The organism is Mycobacterium sp. (genome assembly GCF_046330795.1).
In the GTDB taxonomy this organism is placed as follows: Bacteria; Actinomycetota; Actinomycetes; order Mycobacteriales; family Mycobacteriaceae; genus Mycobacterium.
In genome coordinates, this window is the sequence record NZ_JAXLSA010000007.1 from 1 (window position 1) to 15632 (window position 15632).

Here is a 15632-nt window from a genome sequence, read left to right on the forward strand (position 1 = left end):
AACGCATCCCAATCTAGAGGCGCAAGCACTCCTATGGCGGACTGACTACATAACAATTGGTAAGGACAGGGCGATCCGGTTCGCCCCCGGCAGATCTAACTCCCTCGTCAAGCTGTATATTGTCGAGTCAATCCGTCTCAGCCTCATGCTCATTATGCCTTTTACGCGGGATCTCTGGTGGATCGCAGCCGACATCACCAATGCGTGCGACATAACTGCAAGCAGTAAGACTGAACCACTGGGCCTACCAACACGAACGGGTCGAAACGACCCCTGCTCATGTGATTCCGGCGAGACCACTCGGGCCTGTACGCACCCCGAACCGGCTCCAGTGCGCTGATTTATACGCTCGCGGTGCTTTCTTGAGGGGCGATAGCAGCGGCGAGCCCTGGGAAGGGTTTCGAAGTCCTCGACGTTGTGTTCTCGTTCGTCACGAGAAAACGGTGTACCTGGTTGACCCTGCAGCGAAGTCTCGAAGACCCATGTATGCTTTGCCGTCGATGCTGACTGCACCGGCGATACTTCCTCCACCTGCGACGCGGAGTTTCTGGATCGCAGGATAGAGCTCAAGGTACTCCTGGCCGTAGTTACCGGGTGCCTCGTGCTCTTCGATAGGCATGATCGAGATGTTTGAACCGTTCCGTCCGTCGAAATAGCCAAGTTCCCATGGCATCCACTTGGATGAAGGGGAAGCCGTAGATGTAGCGAAGATGAGAGACCTGCACTGCCCCATACGTTTACGCAGCAGTCGAGCGGTCGCCACATTCACTTTGGAGCGATTGAGTTGGCTATCGACCAACCAATCTACATAGACGCTGACCCCCTGAGATTCTAGGAGTTCGGCGATTCCCAGAATGATCTGTGCGTCTCGAAAGCTATGACTCAGAAAGACATCGAAGACTTCTCGTTCCGAGATGATGGCGGTTCGGTGGTCCAAAACCCTCTCTGCTGTCATGAAATTCTTTGTCGCAACCCTCATTCCGTCATTGCGGAGTTCCGAGGCCCGATAAAAGGCCATTCAGAAGCGCCCCTTCCTGTCTCAGCCAATTACGCAGAACGCCGAGCATATGCAAGATCAACCCAGCGACCGAGATTGCCGTGGCCGTTGTCATACACCCAGTCGTAGGTCGCGGCCCACCCGGGGAGAGGGTTCACTCCCCTCGCGTCGGTCGTCCCGTTGAAACCACGAATGTTGTGAATGTATATGCCGAACAGTCCGTTTCCCCTGTTTATACTCTGTTCGATTTCGTACTGGACCCATCGCCGGTTGGCTGTGTTGCTCCCGATCAGAACGGCAGTAACGGTGGTTCTGTCCAACGCATTGCCGATGAGGGTTCTGATGGCAGAGTCGCTCGGCTTTGTCGCTTCCCAGAGTGAGGCGTCAATCCACTCGGGAGTGATGTTGTCCTTGAACTGCGAACTCTTACGCACCACACTGGCCCGTTGGACGTCGCGTTCGTAGTGGAAGCTGAAAAAGGTTCTATGGGCCAACGGATTTCCTTTCAGGGACGGTTACTCGTCCCGCGTCAACCGTGCGGGTTCGGAACGATCGGAGAGGCAGGCGCGTTCGGCGAGGACATGGATGGGGTGACGGCTCGCGGGCTGGGAGGAGGCGGCGGAGGCAAAGGAGCAACCGACGTAGTGCTAGGTGCCTGGCTCGGGACGTTCACGGTAATGTTGGTCTGCGGTTCAGGACCGCGCGGGTGAACAAACGAATAGATGAGCAGCAGGACGCCGGCAAGTATCAGCGGGGCGTAGAACCACTTGATCGACCACGAGGCGTACGATTCGTTCCTCGATCGTGCAGGAAGATTCGCGGTATCCATCGATAAGGGAACCACATTGTTCCCAACGACGACTGCGTCGTGCAGGTCTCGGTAAGCCTTCTCAATATGAAGATAGTGGGCGTCGATCTTGGCGAAGGCCAGGAGGCTGACGATGCCGAGCACGATCAGAGGCCAGTTGTTGTCGCGGAGCACTGCAACACCAAATGCCGCGCCTGCAAGAGTTATTGACCAACCCTTCGCTTGCGCCGACGAGGTTCCCATGCGCCCAACGACTGATGCGATGAGATCGAGGTGCTTGCGACGATCGTCTCGATCTAGCGGACTGCTCAAGTCGTAGCCGGTCACGCGCGTCCACCCAGTGACGACCGGAGTCTTTCCAACACGCGTTCAAGCGATCCAGGGACTTCGGCGGAGTCTTCCGGCCAGATTGGGCCGATACCATCGCCGTTCCAGCGGGGCAGCACGTGTATATGTAGATGCGGAATCGTCTGCGTCGCCGCTTCTCCGTTGGACTGGATAATGTTCAGCCCCTCAGGCTCCACCGCATCCTTGACGGCGCGGGCGACGTTCAACGTGGCCTCGCTCAGCTTCGAAGCGGTTGCCACGTCCAGGGACCAGATGTCCTCGACATGATCGGCTGGAACAACCAGCGTGTGACCGAGAGACGCGGGGTGTTGCGGGAAGAATGCGATGACCGAGTCGAACCTCGCGACGATATTCGCATCTGCGCGTCCCATGACAATGGCGCAAAACGGACAGGCATGCGCTTCCATCCGACTCCTTTCGCAACGGCACTTCTCCAGCGCGTGGTCTCGCGCTCGTCGTGTCTCACCTACTATGCCGCCTGGCACCGACAAATCTCACAACCTCGGCAGGAACCGGCTATGGCAAGTCCGTTTGTGGGACTTGCGAGAGGAGGCATTCGGAGGCGTTGCGCTTATATTCAACTCTCCCTAGTCGGCAACTGTCTAGCACTATCTCTGATTTCACGACGGAGATGGTTGTCTTTGCGGCCGTATCGGAGCATTTCGAGTGCGTATGTGTGAATGTTCATGCCGGTTGGCCGGTCGCTCACCAGCAATGCCTTCACAGGATTCGTACCGGTTGGCGCAGCGTTCCGACCATCATACGCTGCACTAACAGCTGTTATGAAATCATAGGTGAGCTCTAATTCAATTGTTTGCGCTTCGTCGGGAGCCACCAAGGACGCGGTCTGGAGGTTGACGAGATCTTGTATCCAGGAATCGGATAAGACTGGGCTAACGTCAGCGACTTCTTGGCTCCGATCGACTGGCATTTGTCGATTATTATCCAAAGGTTCGGAGGCAAACATCGTCGTGAGGAAGTCGGTCAAATCAGTCTGGAGTTCCGGCTTTCGGGTAACGGCTCGGAGAAACATTGCCTCTTCAGGATTCCACACTGAGTCGCCGGTTATCCCAACTTTCACACCTGGCGGTTGTCCGTTGCGCACGCGTGTAGCTGCCGCGGATGCCTCCCGTATCAGCTGCCCTAACAATCGGTTGGAGCGTGTAGAACTGTAATGGATCAGCTTTTCATAAAAGACACGATACGAAACATCTAGACAGCGCCTCATGACAACGGCGATGACCTGAGTCAAATTCAGACAGTGAAAAGCCTGAACGCAGAGGCCGAACAGGTATGCTGTTTGCCAATCATCGGGAGACATCGTCGATGTGCTTATGACGATGTCTATGTACTCTTCTACATCGTTGGGTAGCAAACTGGAGTATCCCAGTCGAAGGGGCGTCGATATCGTTTCTATTTGATGCGCGGCGATGTACTTCGGTTGTGCTAGTTCTGCGTTTGGCAGTACCTGGCATGGATACACCAGTAAGCCTTCATGTTGACCACCATCAAGAACCGCCGCTATTCCATCCTTGAATGAGTCCAGCGTTTCCCGCGGCAAGCCAACTATGAGTTCGGTGTAGGTAGGAATACCGGCTCGCCGATACCTAGCCATGAGGTCTGAGAACCTCCGAGGTTGGAGGTTCCTGCGCTTGATTGAGTTAAGCACTTCCTGATCAATGCTCTGAAGGCTGATCCCGACGCCCCGTAGCAGGCCAACGGCGAGGAGATCTTGCGCGATCTCGAATACCAAGTCGTCGGACTTTTTGGCAAAGGATGTCCTGAACTGATTCGGGTATCCGGTGCGATTTCGGCAATTCGCAAGCGCATGAGCCCATCTAAGATCTGCAGGAAACATGCCGAAGTTGGCGTCACAGTTGTACACAATGTCGATCCCGGCCTTGCCGAACCACTCAATCTCGTCCTCAATGCGTTCAGGAGAGAAATGCCGGACACGCGTTAGAACCGCCGAACCCCAGTCGCAGAAAGTGCACGAGTAGGGACATCCGCGTGTCGTCTCCTGGCTGGCACTCCAATGTCCAGATTCCTGCAGGATTGAGTCAAATACGCCTGATGTGTACGGTGATGGTAACTCGGTGAGAAAGTCAATTCTGGTTCTGGTTGCGGTTGTATGAGTGTCGAGCTCGACTCCTGGAAAACTGATACCCGCGATGGACTCTAGAATTGATGGTCTTGATGTTTCGAATTCAGCTGTAATATTAGCTCTCAGTATATCCGCAAAGGTAGCTTCGCCTTCACCGTGTACGAGTACGTCGATGTATGGGTGCTGACGAAAGAAATCGGATGAATTGTCAGGAACTTGTGGTCCACCAAGAACAATGAGACATTCGTCAAAGCGTTTGCGGACCTCGCGGGCTAGCGACAAATTCCATTGCCAGTTCCACACGTAGCAAGACAAGCCTAGTACCGCAGGTTCGATCATTTTGTCAACCACCGACGACACGGGCTCGCGGCGGTGGCCAGGTGATTGGAACTCATATGCCGCGAAAAGGTCGGGTTGCGAAAGGCAATACGCAATTAGCGACCCGACAGAGTAGGGCAGAAAATGACCATCAGCGAATGAATAGTTCACTTGAAACATGTAGACTGATAATTTCTGAGCATCAGATGCCATTAAGTTGCGTCCCCTCTGGAGTAGTCTGGCTAGCGCAAGTGATGAAGAGCGCGGACTAATTGTCGGAAGTCTCCGACTGGTCCGGCGATCCATCCTTCTTGGTGTGTCATCGGCAGGCGGTCCATCAAAGACTGTCCGTCGAACGTGACTAGCGTTGAACCCACGAGTTCGAGAAGGTGCCCTGCTGCAACATAGTCCCACAGGTGCACCGGACCCGGGGGTAGGCGTACGGCACGTGTATTTTCCCCTGTTATCACGGATACGATTTTGGGTGTGCACGCCCCGACGACCCGGAGGCGTCCGAGCATTGCAATATTCTGTAGTTTTGCGATCTGGGCCTGACTCACCGCCGTGGCGACCTGGCTTCTTGCCACATGCCCTACTCTTGGATGGCCATTGATTGAGACGGTCCCGTCGACCGAACTCCGCAGTCGCAATTGTTTGGCGGGGAGATCCACGATTGCGCCACGGCAGCGGCCACTGATGACGACTGCGATACAGATCGCGAAATCGCTTGAACCCCTCAGCATTTGCGCTGTTCCGTCGATCGGGTCTATCACGACATTCATGCCACTGGTAAGGCTTCGATCATGGTAGGTCTCCTCGCTGATGATGTTGGAATCTGGGCGAAGGACTTCGACTCTGCTGACTAGTAGGTCTTCGATCGACATATCTATGTCGGTGACTTGCTCGGTGCCAGACGCTGTTTCTTTGAACCAACTTGAACTCGGCGAGGACCCGATCAGCCGTCGTGCGTGGTCCAAGATGTTCTCCACACCGTCAAGCAGTTCCGTAGCATCGTCGATATCGGCATCGTGCTGATTGCTCATGGTGCCTCTGGGCGAACAGCATTGGACTGGGGAGAGGGCGACGGCAGGTTTGAGGACCGTAGAAACTCAAGTCTCTGCATGGCCTCCGCCTTGCCGATTGTGTCGCCGGTAGATTCACGAATCGCGGTGACACGGTGCAGACACTCTTGTGCCTTATCGAACTCGTTCGAGGCTACATATTCGTCCGCGAGTCGGATGAGGCACCTAGCCAAATCGTACATGTCGGAGTGTGTTTCAAACGCAGTGGCGCTCACCAGATACTCGCGTACGGCCGAGTTGTGTTCCCCAACCGCGGCGTGTGCAGCTGCGAGGCTCATGCCCATGCGAGCCAAACCGTAGGGATCGCCCAGTGTTTGTCGAAGCTGTACGGAGCGTTTGGCCGAGTCGACGGCCTCCGTCGCGCGGTGCAACGCAAGGTAGATTGGCACCATGTTGCATAACACATTGCTCTCGCTGTAGGCATCTTTGAGTTCGCGCGCGATGGCAAGTGCGCGTGCCTCTTCGGCTAATGCTTCGTCACTGAGCCCGGACAGATGCAGGGCCCTGCCGAGGGCGTCCCGCGTGCGTCCTTCGCCGTACTTGTCGTGAAGCGCGATGCGCAATTCGAGCGCAGCCTCAGCAGCGTCACGGGCGCGGTCAGGCTGAAGGAGGCGTAGGTGCGCTAAACACAGATTGTGAAGCGCGGCGCTTTCGGCTGCCTTATCGCCGAGGCGCTTAGCCGCAGCGAGGCTGATCAACGCTATCTGGCGAAGCTCGTTGTGGTACCCGCGTCGGTGGCAGAACCAGAAGACAGCGTCAGCGGCCCGCGCGGCATCGTTGTCGTGAACAGTGCTGTCCGACGTGGCACGTGACAGCACGGCGATTAGATTGTGGAGCGCGAGTTCATCGAAAGGGGTTGTGGGCTCTTGGTCGTCGAATCCAGTCGATTGTGCGTTTCTCCGGGGATCGACCCGTTGGAGGTCGCGGACCGCGGTAGCAGCGGAGGTTACGAGATTGCTAACTACTCGCCCGACACCTGCAACAATGTCTTCGGCGTCCGCGCCGGCACCTTGATCGTCAAGGCGGGGATGCTCTTTTGCCATTTCAGACGCGAACAGACGCACAAGGTCGTGTATCCGATACCGGACTGCATCGACACTGTCGATTAGTTGGGCATCAACGAGGCATTCAAGAGCAACGCGGGCCGACTGTCGAGGGATATCGAGTAGTCGCGCGATCATGTCCACGCTCACAAGACGCGCGCCAAGCGCGCCGATACCGCGGAGAGCCTCCTGAGTGTGGGGTTTGCCATGTGCTCCACGTAGGCCGTCATAACTGATACGAAAACACGAGCGGATAGCGAGATCACCAACCTCGAGTTCGCCGAGGCGTGCTTGTTCGTCCTCAAGCAATGCGACTATGGTCGATAGTTGCCATTGCGCTCGGCCGGCGGCGCGTGCACCCACGATTCTGATTGCTAGGGGTAGTCGATCACATAGATCTACGAGTCTCCATGCGGCATCTTGTTCTGCATGAACCCGATCGTGCCCGACCCAGGCGGTCAGTAGCTCAATTGATTCAGTTGCCGTCAAATGACGCAAGACGACGTGGCGTGCGTTGTCTAGGTCGTAGAGGTGTGATCGACTGGTTATCAAGGTTAGGGATGCTCCAGCGCCAGGCATAAGGTGACGAACCTGATCTGAATCGGCCGCATTGTCGAGGACGACTAGGACTCGGCGGTCTGATAGCAGAGTCCGAAGTCGGGCCGCAGCTTCATGGAGGCTGGCGGGCACATCATTGCCCGCAGTTCCAAGAGAACGAAGCAATCGACCAAGCGCTTCCTCAGTGGTTACTGGTTGGACTCCGGGAGTACCGCCTAGAAGATCGATGTAGAGGCTTCCATCCTGAAACTCTGACGCGAGGTCGCGGGAAAGTCGAGCTGCGAATGCAGACTTTCCGACACCCGGAGGCCCGCTGATAGCGATGACCTTTGCGTTGTTACTCACTAGGTCGCAAACTTCTTCTAGTTGAGTCGTCCGACCAGCGAATGAACTAGGGGGAGCCGGCACTTCGGCGGGACGAGGAACTGCGTTTCTGGCGTGACGTACAGGAGGTGTGAGTGATCTAGATTCCGACGGTGGTTCGCGCTTGGAGTGGCCGCTGCCATTGCTGTCAAGATCTCGCTCCTGGGGGATATCGACGTTACTTAATGTATCCATTCGATGCTGTATTGTCGCGGCCACTTCCTCAGCGCTACGCCGGCGGATATCAAGAGCAAACGCCATGTTGCCTAGCCCGGCGAAATCGTGCGGTAGGCGGTCACCTGCCCTTAGGAGCATCACCCTGTGGTGCGTTAACGTGCGGATAAGGCCGATAACCTGTGGCCATTCAAAATGGGTCCAACTTCCGAGATCGTCGTAGTCGTCGGAGAGGACAACTACTATCAAGCGGCTCTCGTTCTGGTACCAGTCGAGCAGCGTCAACCCACCCCTGGGCGTGCTCAATTCTTCCTGGTGGAACTCATCAAAGAGTATCGCAGCCTGACCGTGGAGACGTGAAAGTTCATACGCGACGGCACGCACCAACTCTCGTGTCGAGCGAGTAAAAGTGAACGCGACCTCGAACCTCATTCGCTCCTCCGAACGCCGCGAGTGCTGATTGCCGTAGAATTCAAGCTTGACGGAGATGTTATGCAGCGTCGAAAACTATTATGCGCGATTGACTTGCTCACTGCGAAAGTAGTCTCAATGGAGGGTGGTTCGGTATTCTCTTGATAAACTTCCAGATTCCATTTCGCTAGAGGCGTACCGCGATGATCCTCGGTGAACTGTAGGTGATTGTCAGCCAAGGTGGTTACTGCCCTCGATCCGTGCTTTCCAATGATCAAAATGACCGCGCCAGCGATCTCGGACGGTTTCGTATGGTTCAAGCCACTGACTCGGCTCTGGTGGCACCGTCCAACCGTAGGAATCCAAGAGACACTCTGTGGAGATCCACATGCGTCCTCGAGGCTTTTGACGGCGGTTAAGTGTATTCGCCAATTTTTCCAATTCGCCTAGATTATCGGTAGACAACGCCAGTACGATTTGAGCGAGCGCCGTCCGCCAGCCGATCTCGCCAGCGTTCTTGGATCTATCGACATTTTCGAACCAAGTTCTTGTGTCAGGTTCGGCAATGGCGAGTCGCGGATCAAGGAATAATTTCGCCAGGTAAGCGTCCCGCATCCCAGTCAGGTGGGACGCTGCTTCGGCTTCGGCTTGCAGGACATCCAGGTATCCAAAGTCGACGTCGCCGTGCAGAAACGCGCGCCAACGGATGCTATTTCCTTCGTTTTCAATCGCTTCCCTAATACGTGATTGCTGCCGCAGCTTCTGCAGGGCCGCATGCCTCGCTTCGAAGTAGCCGTCAAACCGACCGTGAGCAAGGCGACAAGAGCGTTTAATCGCTTCGATACGGTCCTCAGATAACCCGAAAGACTCGTCAACTGCTTGTCGAAAGCGTCTTGCTGAAGCGAATGTGAAAGCCCTTTGATATCGGTTCAGGTCGGTCGGGGAAGCCGCGACGAGCTCGTCGAATGCTGCAAGAGCTTCATCCCACTGCGCACTGTTCCGCAGCACGTAACCTCGGTGTCGTCCGGCCGCCAGTCGGAGTGGGTGGTCTGACTCGAAGACGCCTGTGAGCAACTCCGCCGCTTCATCGGCAGTTACTTCGGTTGTCTTCGCTATGACGAAGTCAAGTATTCCCTTTCCGATTTCAGTGCGCGAGTTAGTGGGGAGTAACGGTCGGAGTCCAGCTATCGATGGCCCGAACACGATTGCTTGCGCAAGCCAGTCCCGATACGTCGGTGACGTGGATGGACCGATTGTCAGGTCTTGATCGCAGACCAAGACGATGGCCAAAGCAAGCGTTTGCAGTATCTCGGTCGTGTCCTTGGCCTCCTTTGCGTGCTGATGGCGAGCGTGGACGGCGTCGAGAGCGCGTTCACCCGCGTGGCGCCAGTCTTTATCGGACCACCCATTCTTAATATTGTGTGGCGATCGACGAATTGCTTCCCGTATCGCATCGTGCATCGTATACGGAAGGCTGGTGGTCCCACGGCGGTCAATCATGGGGCGATCCATTGCGCGGAGTGCGCAACCGTGATCGACTTTTGCTGCGGTAGCTACCAACTCGGCATCGAAGAATGGGAACAGTGCCGCGGCGCGTAGTGCGCGTTGCTCGTCCTCAGGTACATCCTCAAGTACTCGCAACACTAGTTCGCTGAGCGATCCGGTGACATCCTCTACAGTTATTGGAGGGCCATCATTCCGCATCCGCGTGAGCGAAAGGGCCAATGCAAGATCGAGATACTGAGGCAGTCCGCCCGACGCTGTTGCGAGGCGCTCGACAACGTCGTCTGTTATCGGGATTCCGTATAACTCGCGGCCGAGTCGGATGATACTGATCCGATCCTCGGGTGCAAGTACGCCCACCAGATGTTGGCGAGGCTCCTGATTGGCACCTGGGACCAGTCCGGGCCACAGAGCCCGACCGACTACATGAAGGTTTGTTCTGCTGTCGTCGTACCAATCGATGAGATTGCGCCCTGTCGCTATGAACAGCACGTTGGGAAGACGCCATACGAGCTGGTTAAGCGTGGATTCGTCTGTTCGTCGGGAGTCTGAGGTGAGGCGTTCGAACGTGTCAACGAACGTGACAATCAGTGGCGCAGGCCCTTCCCAGGTGCACAGATCGTCGTTGAGTAAACTCGCAACCTCGGCCAATAACTCGGGGTGGGGATCATCGGGGGTCGGTACCTCTGCACAACGAGTAAGAAGGTCTTCGAATCCGTCGTACTTGTCGAATGCTGTTTGTTTGGAATGCCACTCACGGAATCGGCGCACGACGGTGCGGATGGATTTGGTCGCTATGCCTGAACCTGGGACACCAAGTTCGGAAAGCACTTCACTTATCGTGTCGGTGACGCTGTCTGCGAACGCCGAATCTTGCGTTCCTCCACCGGGCAAGTCTTCCCCAGGGTGAATTGCAGACCAGTAAGCGGTGAATGCCAGGTCGAATGCCGGCCAACGCTTTACCCGTTTGCCGCCGACCTCAACTCGCCCGAAGGCTCGTCGGATGGAGACCAGATTGGATACCATGTCAACCCGCCCCTGTGAGCGGTGTAGATCAATACGGCAGGTCGCAGCGACGCCGGTAGCAGGCGGGGGTCCCCAAAGGTCGGTGGTGGACAGCTTTCCGCCGACCCACTGCTCAAGTCGTTCCGACAATGTTGTTTTGCCGATCCCGCCGACCCCGTAGAAGACCATGAGGTTCCTTGCGGAGGGGCTGTCTTCATCTGAGTCCATGTACGCGCGGTGGGCCGCGAGAGCGGCGGCGAAAGCGGAGCTTTGAGAAGTGCGATCGGTGAAGAGTTCGCCTGCCTTGGGGGCGCTTACCTTGTTCCTAGATGCGTTGCTTCGCGGCACAGCGGAGAACTTACCGATCTTTTCTTCGTTTGCTTGCTGTACCGCGCGCACGGCACATAAACACAAAACCGAAGCGGGCACTCAGCGAATGCCTGGCACGCACCTACGGCCGGACGCGTCAACCGGAACCAGAAACGTCGACGGCAACGACCAACGCTGAGAGCTGAGAGCTGTAGGACAACATTGATTAACGGTATGGAGGCACGAAGGTGATCATTGAACCGTCCCGGGTTTCATGCACCCTCAGGTTTCTGTGATCCGGCCGGTCTACCGGTCACGAGTTGGGAATAGTAGCGGGCCTCGGCTTCGGCGGGTGGAATGCGTCCGAGTCGGTGCATGAGCCGCTGCTGGTTGAACCAGGCGACGTAGTCGGCGGTGATGTACTCGACGTCGCCCAGCGTGTGCAGCGGCCCACGGCGGAACGGGGAGTCCGCCCGGATGCATTCGTTCTTGTACAGCCCGATGGTGGTCTCGGCCAACGCGTTATCGTAGGCATCTCCGACACTGCCGACCGATGGACGCAATCCTGAAAGACTCAGTGTCTCACCGAATCTCACACTCGTGTACTGACTTCCTGCGTCGCTGTGGTGGATGCCGTCCTCGATCGGATGGCCTTGGCGCCGGCGGAGCGCGGCGGCCTGGCGGATCGCGGATTCGACGAAGCGGGTGTGCTTGGAGGCCGAGGCCTCCCAGCCCACGATCGACCCGGCGTAGGCGTCGATGACGAACGCCACGTAGACGAAGATCCCGGTCACCAACTTCACGTAGGTGAAGTCGGCCACCAGCAGCACGTTGGGGGCAGCCACCCCGAACTGGCGGTCCACCAGGTCCGGCGGTCGCACCGCCTCCGGGTCGGGGATCGTGGTGCGGACCCTCTTCTGGCGGCGCACGCCTTGCCAGCCGTTCTTGCGCATCAGTCGTTCCACGGTGGACTTGGCCACCGGGATGCCCTCACGCTGCAGATGGGCCCACATCTTCAGCGACCCGTACAGCGACTCGGGCCTGCGGCGTCCGTGCTCATCAGGCTCGTAGTAGCCGGCTAGGATCTCGGTGATCGTGGCGTCCCACAGGGCCCGTCTCGAGGGCGCCCGCACCGCCCAGGCATGAAATGTCCGCGGGGCGATCGGCACGGCGTGCTCGGACAGCACGCGGCAGATCGGAGCGACCCCGAAACGGTCCCGGTGGGCGGCGATGAACTCGCAGACCGTAGCGGTCAGCGGCGGTTGCGCGGGTCGCTCTCCCGCACGAAGAAAGACGTTGCCGCCTTAAGGATTTCGATAGTCTGCTCCAGCTCGGCGTTACGCCGTTTCAACGCCCGGATCTCCGCAGCCGCCTCCGAAGAGACCCCGTCTCGATCACCGTCATCGACCTGTTGCTGGCGAATCCAATTACGCAGCGTCTCGGCGTTCATCCCCAACCTTTTGGACACCGCGGTAATCGCCGCCCACTCGCTCGGATAGTCCTCCCGGTGCTCGCGCACCAGACGGACCGCCTTCGCTCGGGTCTCCGGGTCGTACTTGCTCGGCATGACATGCACCTTCCCAAGGAAGGAGGTGCGCATCAAACGCGGGATGGTTCACTCGGACTTCGGTCCGGGGGCCGTTTTTTTGGGCTTTGTGTACGGATTCGTGTACCGAATTTTCTCGAGCGCATCGAGCATTGCGGCTTCCTCCTGAGTTGGGTCACTTTGGTCAGTTTCCGATAGTCGCAGGGCGTTGACCTGCGGTGATGTTTCGGTTTAGTGCGCCTGCTAGGCACTAATTTGGGTCAGTAGGCTGCCTGGATGGTCTGGATTCGGCGGGTGCGCACCGCCTCGGGCGCGACGGCGGTGCAGATCGCTGAATCCGTCGACGGCCGCCGACGGATCGTCCGTCACGTGGGTTCCGCGCGTGATGACGCCGAACTGGGTCTGCTCCTCGAGGCGGCTCAGCGGCTGTTGGCCGATGACAGCCAAGGCGAGCTGGACCTGGGCATCACCCCGAAAGCCGTTCGGGCCCATATGGTTCCACCACCAGACCATGCATTGTTCACCGACGAACCGATGCCGCGGCAGCTGGTGGTGCGTCCGCAAGTGCTCAAGAGCAGCAGCGGTCTGCTCTACGAGGCCCTGGCCGGGGTGTATGCCGACCTGGGGTTCGACGACGCGGTCGGCGACGAGGTCTTCCGCGACCTGGTGATCGCCCGCGTGGTCGAGCCGACCAGCCTGCTCGACGTCGACCGGGTCCTGGCCGAGCTGGGCCGCACCTCGGCGTCGCTGTCGACCCGGAAACGCACCCTGCGCCGCGCCCGTGCCGGCGGCTACCGCGAGCAGATCGCTGCGGCCTGTTTCGCCCACGCCCGCACCGCCGGTGATGTCAGCCTGGTGCTCTACGACGTCACCACCTTGTATTTCGAGGCCGACAAAGAAGACGACCTGCGCCGTGTCGGCTATTCGAAGGAACGCCGCGTCGATCCGCAGATCGTGGTCGGACTGCTGGTCGACCGCCACGGGTTCCCGTTGGAGATCGGCTGTTTCGAAGGCAACAAGGCCGAAACCCTGACGATCGTGCCGATCGTGAAAGCGTTCCAAGCCCGTCATGAGATCACTGACATGGTCGTCGTCGCTGATGCCGGGATGCTCGCCAGCGGCAACCTACGCGAGCTCGACGAGGCCGGGTTGCGGTTCATCGTCGGCTCGCGGGTCACCAAGGCGCCCAATGATCTGGCGTCCCATTTCCATTGGCACGGTGAGCTTTTCACCGACGGCCAGATCATCGACACCATCACCCCCCGCGATCAACGCGGCACCGCCGCCAAGAGCAGCGACCCGAAGCTCAGAGCCGAACCCGTCTGGGATCCCACCACCTATCCCAAGTCGTGGCGGGCGGTGTGGGCGTACTCGACCAAACGCGCGGTGCGCGACACCAAGACACTCAACCTGCAGGAGAACAAGGCTCGCGCGGTCGTCGCCGGGGACAAGGCCGCCCGCACACCACGATTCGTGACCGTCCGCGACGGCGCCCGAGAACTCGACGAGGCCTCGTTGCAGCGGGCGCGGCGCCTGGTCGGGCTCAAGGGCTACGTCACCAACATCGACGCCACCCTCATGCCCGCAACCGAAATCATCGCCAGCTACCACGACCTCTGGCACGTCGAAGCGTCCTTCCGGATGTCCAAATCCGACCTCGCCGCCAGACCCATGTTCGCCCGCACCCGCGACGCCATCGAAGCGCATCTGACGATCGTGTTCACCGCACTGGCCCTCAGCCGCGAAGTCCAGAGCCGAACCGGGCTGTCACTACGACGGTTCCTGCGCACCCTCAAACCACTGCGCTCGGCCACCATCGACCTCAACGGCGTCATCGCCACCTACCCACCCGCCCTGAACGCCGAGGTCAAGACCTATCTTGATGCGCTGAAAACCGAAAACTCAAGGCACTAAGGCAAATGACCCAACTCGGGTCGGACTTCGGTCCGGGGGCCGTTTTTTTGGGCTTTGTGTACGGATTCGTGTACCGAATTTTCTCGAGCGCATCGAGCATTGCGGCTTCCTTGTCGAAGTCCGCTGCGACCCACCAGGAGGTGTCGTCGTCGCCGAGTGGGTAGAGGCCGATGTGCGCCTCGCCACGCAGGGGGCATCGATGACCTCATGCGTCAGTGGCAGGTAGGGGGCGTCGGCCCGATTCATCCCCTTGCGCCAGTAGCCTTTCATTGCCGGCATCCAGCCCGATCGGCCGTCTCGCCGGTTCGCCCAGCGAACCGCGTAAACATCGGTGCGACAACGGAATAGATCGAAGAAGAACCGCACCTTATCGGCTGAGGTCGAGCCCATGGTCACCGGCGAGGCCGGCGCCCCAGTCAGAGCCGCCTGATCACTGGTCGCCGCCCGGGCCTGCTCCTCGCTCAATCGGAGGAGCCGACGCAGACGCGCATTGTCGGCACGCAGCGTATGCAACTCGCCCGGGAACTTCTCGATACCGCTAACGATCAGTACTCCTCGAGATCCGTTATCTGGCGCCGCGGATGAGTTCGACGGCTTCTGCCATGGCGTAACGCGCAACGAGTTGGTCCAATATCTCGTCCACCGTGGCCGGCGGCCGAACGAATCTGGAGGACATGGCAATCACTGCCTGATGGGCGACGTCGGGAGACACCGAGACTGTGTCGGCAGCGAATTGTGTGGGCGATATCACGCTGAGCGACGTGGGGATCTGTTGCGGTGGAAAGTCTCGCGCATTGCTCGTCACGATCACGTCCGCCCCTCCAACGAGTGCCGCCGCGACCACATGTTCGTCGTCGACGTCGGGCAGTCCGAACGTGCCTTCCAGGCTTTCCCAGTTCGCCACGACGGCATCGTCGAACGCCAAACTCATCTGATCGATGAGACGGTGGGCGTTCTGCTCTGCCATCACTAGGTCGTTGCCACGACGGACGAGTTTTTGCGCTTCGTGGTAACACAATTCGTAGAGAATCGCCGTTGACCATAGCGGACGATACAAGCCCTCGATCGCCAACGAAGGAAGGAAGTCCCGCTGCAGGCTGGGCCACAGCACCGAGGTGTCCAACAGCGCGGCAAACATTCTCGAATTTG

12 protein-coding genes and 2 pseudogenes are annotated in these 15632 nt (G+C 58.4%); 1 reads left to right on the forward strand and 13 read right to left on the reverse strand.

Going from position 1 to position 15632, the window contains the following annotated elements:
- Positions 1-430: 430 nt before the first annotated feature.
- From U0R18_RS18905 to U0R18_RS18950, 10 genes and pseudogenes are all read right to left on the reverse strand, one after another.
- Entirely contained in the window at positions 431-955 is a 525-nt protein-coding gene (locus tag U0R18_RS18905; protein ID WP_526371288.1) for a hypothetical protein, read from the reverse strand.
- A gap of 92 nt (positions 956-1047) precedes the next feature.
- On the reverse strand, positions 1048-1491 hold the full coding sequence (locus tag U0R18_RS18910) for a TIR domain-containing protein (protein WP_526371290.1): 444 nt from the start codon (positions 1489-1491) through the stop codon (positions 1048-1050).
- Positions 1492-1526: 35 nt separating this feature from the next.
- On the reverse strand, positions 1527-2132 hold the full coding sequence (locus tag U0R18_RS18915) for a hypothetical protein (RefSeq protein ID WP_526371292.1): 606 nt from the start codon (positions 2130-2132) through the stop codon (positions 1527-1529).
- Positions 2129-2560 carry an HIT family protein gene (locus U0R18_RS18920; protein WP_526371294.1) on the reverse strand — a complete coding sequence of 144 codons (432 nt, stop codon included), beginning with the start codon at positions 2558-2560 and terminating at the stop codon, positions 2129-2131. Before U0R18_RS18920 ends, U0R18_RS18915 begins: the two co-directional genes overlap by 4 nt.
- A 170-nt stretch (positions 2561-2730) precedes the next feature.
- Entirely contained in the window at positions 2731-4746 is a 2016-nt protein-coding gene (locus U0R18_RS18925; RefSeq protein WP_526371296.1) for a B12-binding domain-containing radical SAM protein, read from the reverse strand.
- 71 nt (positions 4747-4817) lie between these two features.
- The gene (locus U0R18_RS18930) at positions 4818-5618 is read right to left on the reverse strand and encodes an inositol monophosphatase family protein (RefSeq protein ID WP_526371298.1); all 801 of its coding nucleotides are present in this window, start codon (positions 5616-5618) and stop codon (positions 4818-4820) included.
- Positions 5615-7063, reverse strand: coding sequence for a hypothetical protein (locus U0R18_RS18935; RefSeq protein WP_526371581.1), 1449 nt, complete (start codon positions 7061-7063; stop codon positions 5615-5617). Before U0R18_RS18935 ends, U0R18_RS18930 begins: the two co-directional genes overlap by 4 nt.
- Before the next feature lie 84 nt (positions 7064-7147).
- A pseudogene (locus U0R18_RS18940) lies at positions 7148-8227 on the reverse strand (AAA family ATPase); the annotation flags it as partial.
- Between the two features lie 210 nt (positions 8228-8437).
- The gene (locus tag U0R18_RS18945) at positions 8438-11143 is read right to left on the reverse strand and encodes a tetratricopeptide repeat protein (RefSeq protein ID WP_526371300.1); all 2706 of its coding nucleotides are present in this window, start codon (positions 11141-11143) and stop codon (positions 8438-8440) included.
- Positions 11144-11295: 152 nt separating this feature from the next.
- Positions 11296-12590 (reverse strand): IS3 family transposase gene (locus U0R18_RS18950; RefSeq protein WP_526371302.1). Its coding sequence is split into 2 segments (ribosomal slippage): positions 11296-12317 and positions 12317-12590, totalling 1296 coding nucleotides; the frame shifts between segments, so codons are not numbered across the junction.
- Positions 12591-12845: 255 nt separating this feature from the next.
- On the opposite strand from U0R18_RS18950, the gene U0R18_RS18955 reads away from it, so the two are divergent.
- A complete protein-coding gene (locus U0R18_RS18955) occupies positions 12846-14483 on the forward strand; it encodes an IS1634 family transposase (protein WP_526371304.1) in 1638 nt (545 codons plus the stop codon).
- On the opposite strand, the gene U0R18_RS18960 is transcribed toward U0R18_RS18955, so the two are convergent.
- The 3 genes and pseudogenes from U0R18_RS18960 to U0R18_RS18970 form a co-directional block, all read right to left on the reverse strand.
- On the reverse strand, positions 14437-14673 hold the full coding sequence (locus U0R18_RS18960; protein ID WP_526371565.1) for a TOTE conflict system archaeo-eukaryotic primase domain-containing protein: 237 nt from the start codon (positions 14671-14673) through the stop codon (positions 14437-14439). The two genes, U0R18_RS18955 and U0R18_RS18960, sit on opposite strands and share 47 nt — an antisense overlap.
- A gap of 59 nt (positions 14674-14732) precedes the next feature.
- Positions 14733-14873, reverse strand: a pseudogene (locus tag U0R18_RS18965) (TOTE conflict system archaeo-eukaryotic primase domain-containing protein); the annotation flags it as partial.
- Positions 14874-15048: 175 nt separating this feature from the next.
- Positions 15049-15621, reverse strand: a complete 573-nt coding sequence (locus tag U0R18_RS18970) for a PIN domain-containing protein (RefSeq protein ID WP_526371306.1) — start codon at positions 15619-15621, stop codon at positions 15049-15051.
- Positions 15622-15632: the final 11 nt, after the last annotated feature.

Excerpts from the sequence above, each read along its gene's own strand:
- U0R18_RS18905 (WP_526371288.1), bottom strand. The coding sequence starts at position 955 with ATGACAGCAGAGAGGGTTTTGGACCACCGAACCGCCATCATCTCGGAA.
- U0R18_RS18920 (WP_526371294.1), bottom strand. The coding sequence starts at position 2,560 with ATGGAAGCGCATGCCTGTCCGTTTTGCGCCATTGTCATGGGACGCGCA.
- U0R18_RS18930 (WP_526371298.1), bottom strand. The coding sequence starts at position 5,618 with ATGAGCAATCAGCACGATGCCGATATCGACGATGCTACGGAACTGCTT.
- U0R18_RS18955 (WP_526371304.1), top strand. The coding sequence starts at position 12,846 with ATGGTCTGGATTCGGCGGGTGCGCACCGCCTCGGGCGCGACGGCGGTG.
- U0R18_RS18970 (WP_526371306.1), bottom strand. The coding sequence starts at position 15,621 with ATGTTTGCCGCGCTGTTGGACACCTCGGTGCTGTGGCCCAGCCTGCAG.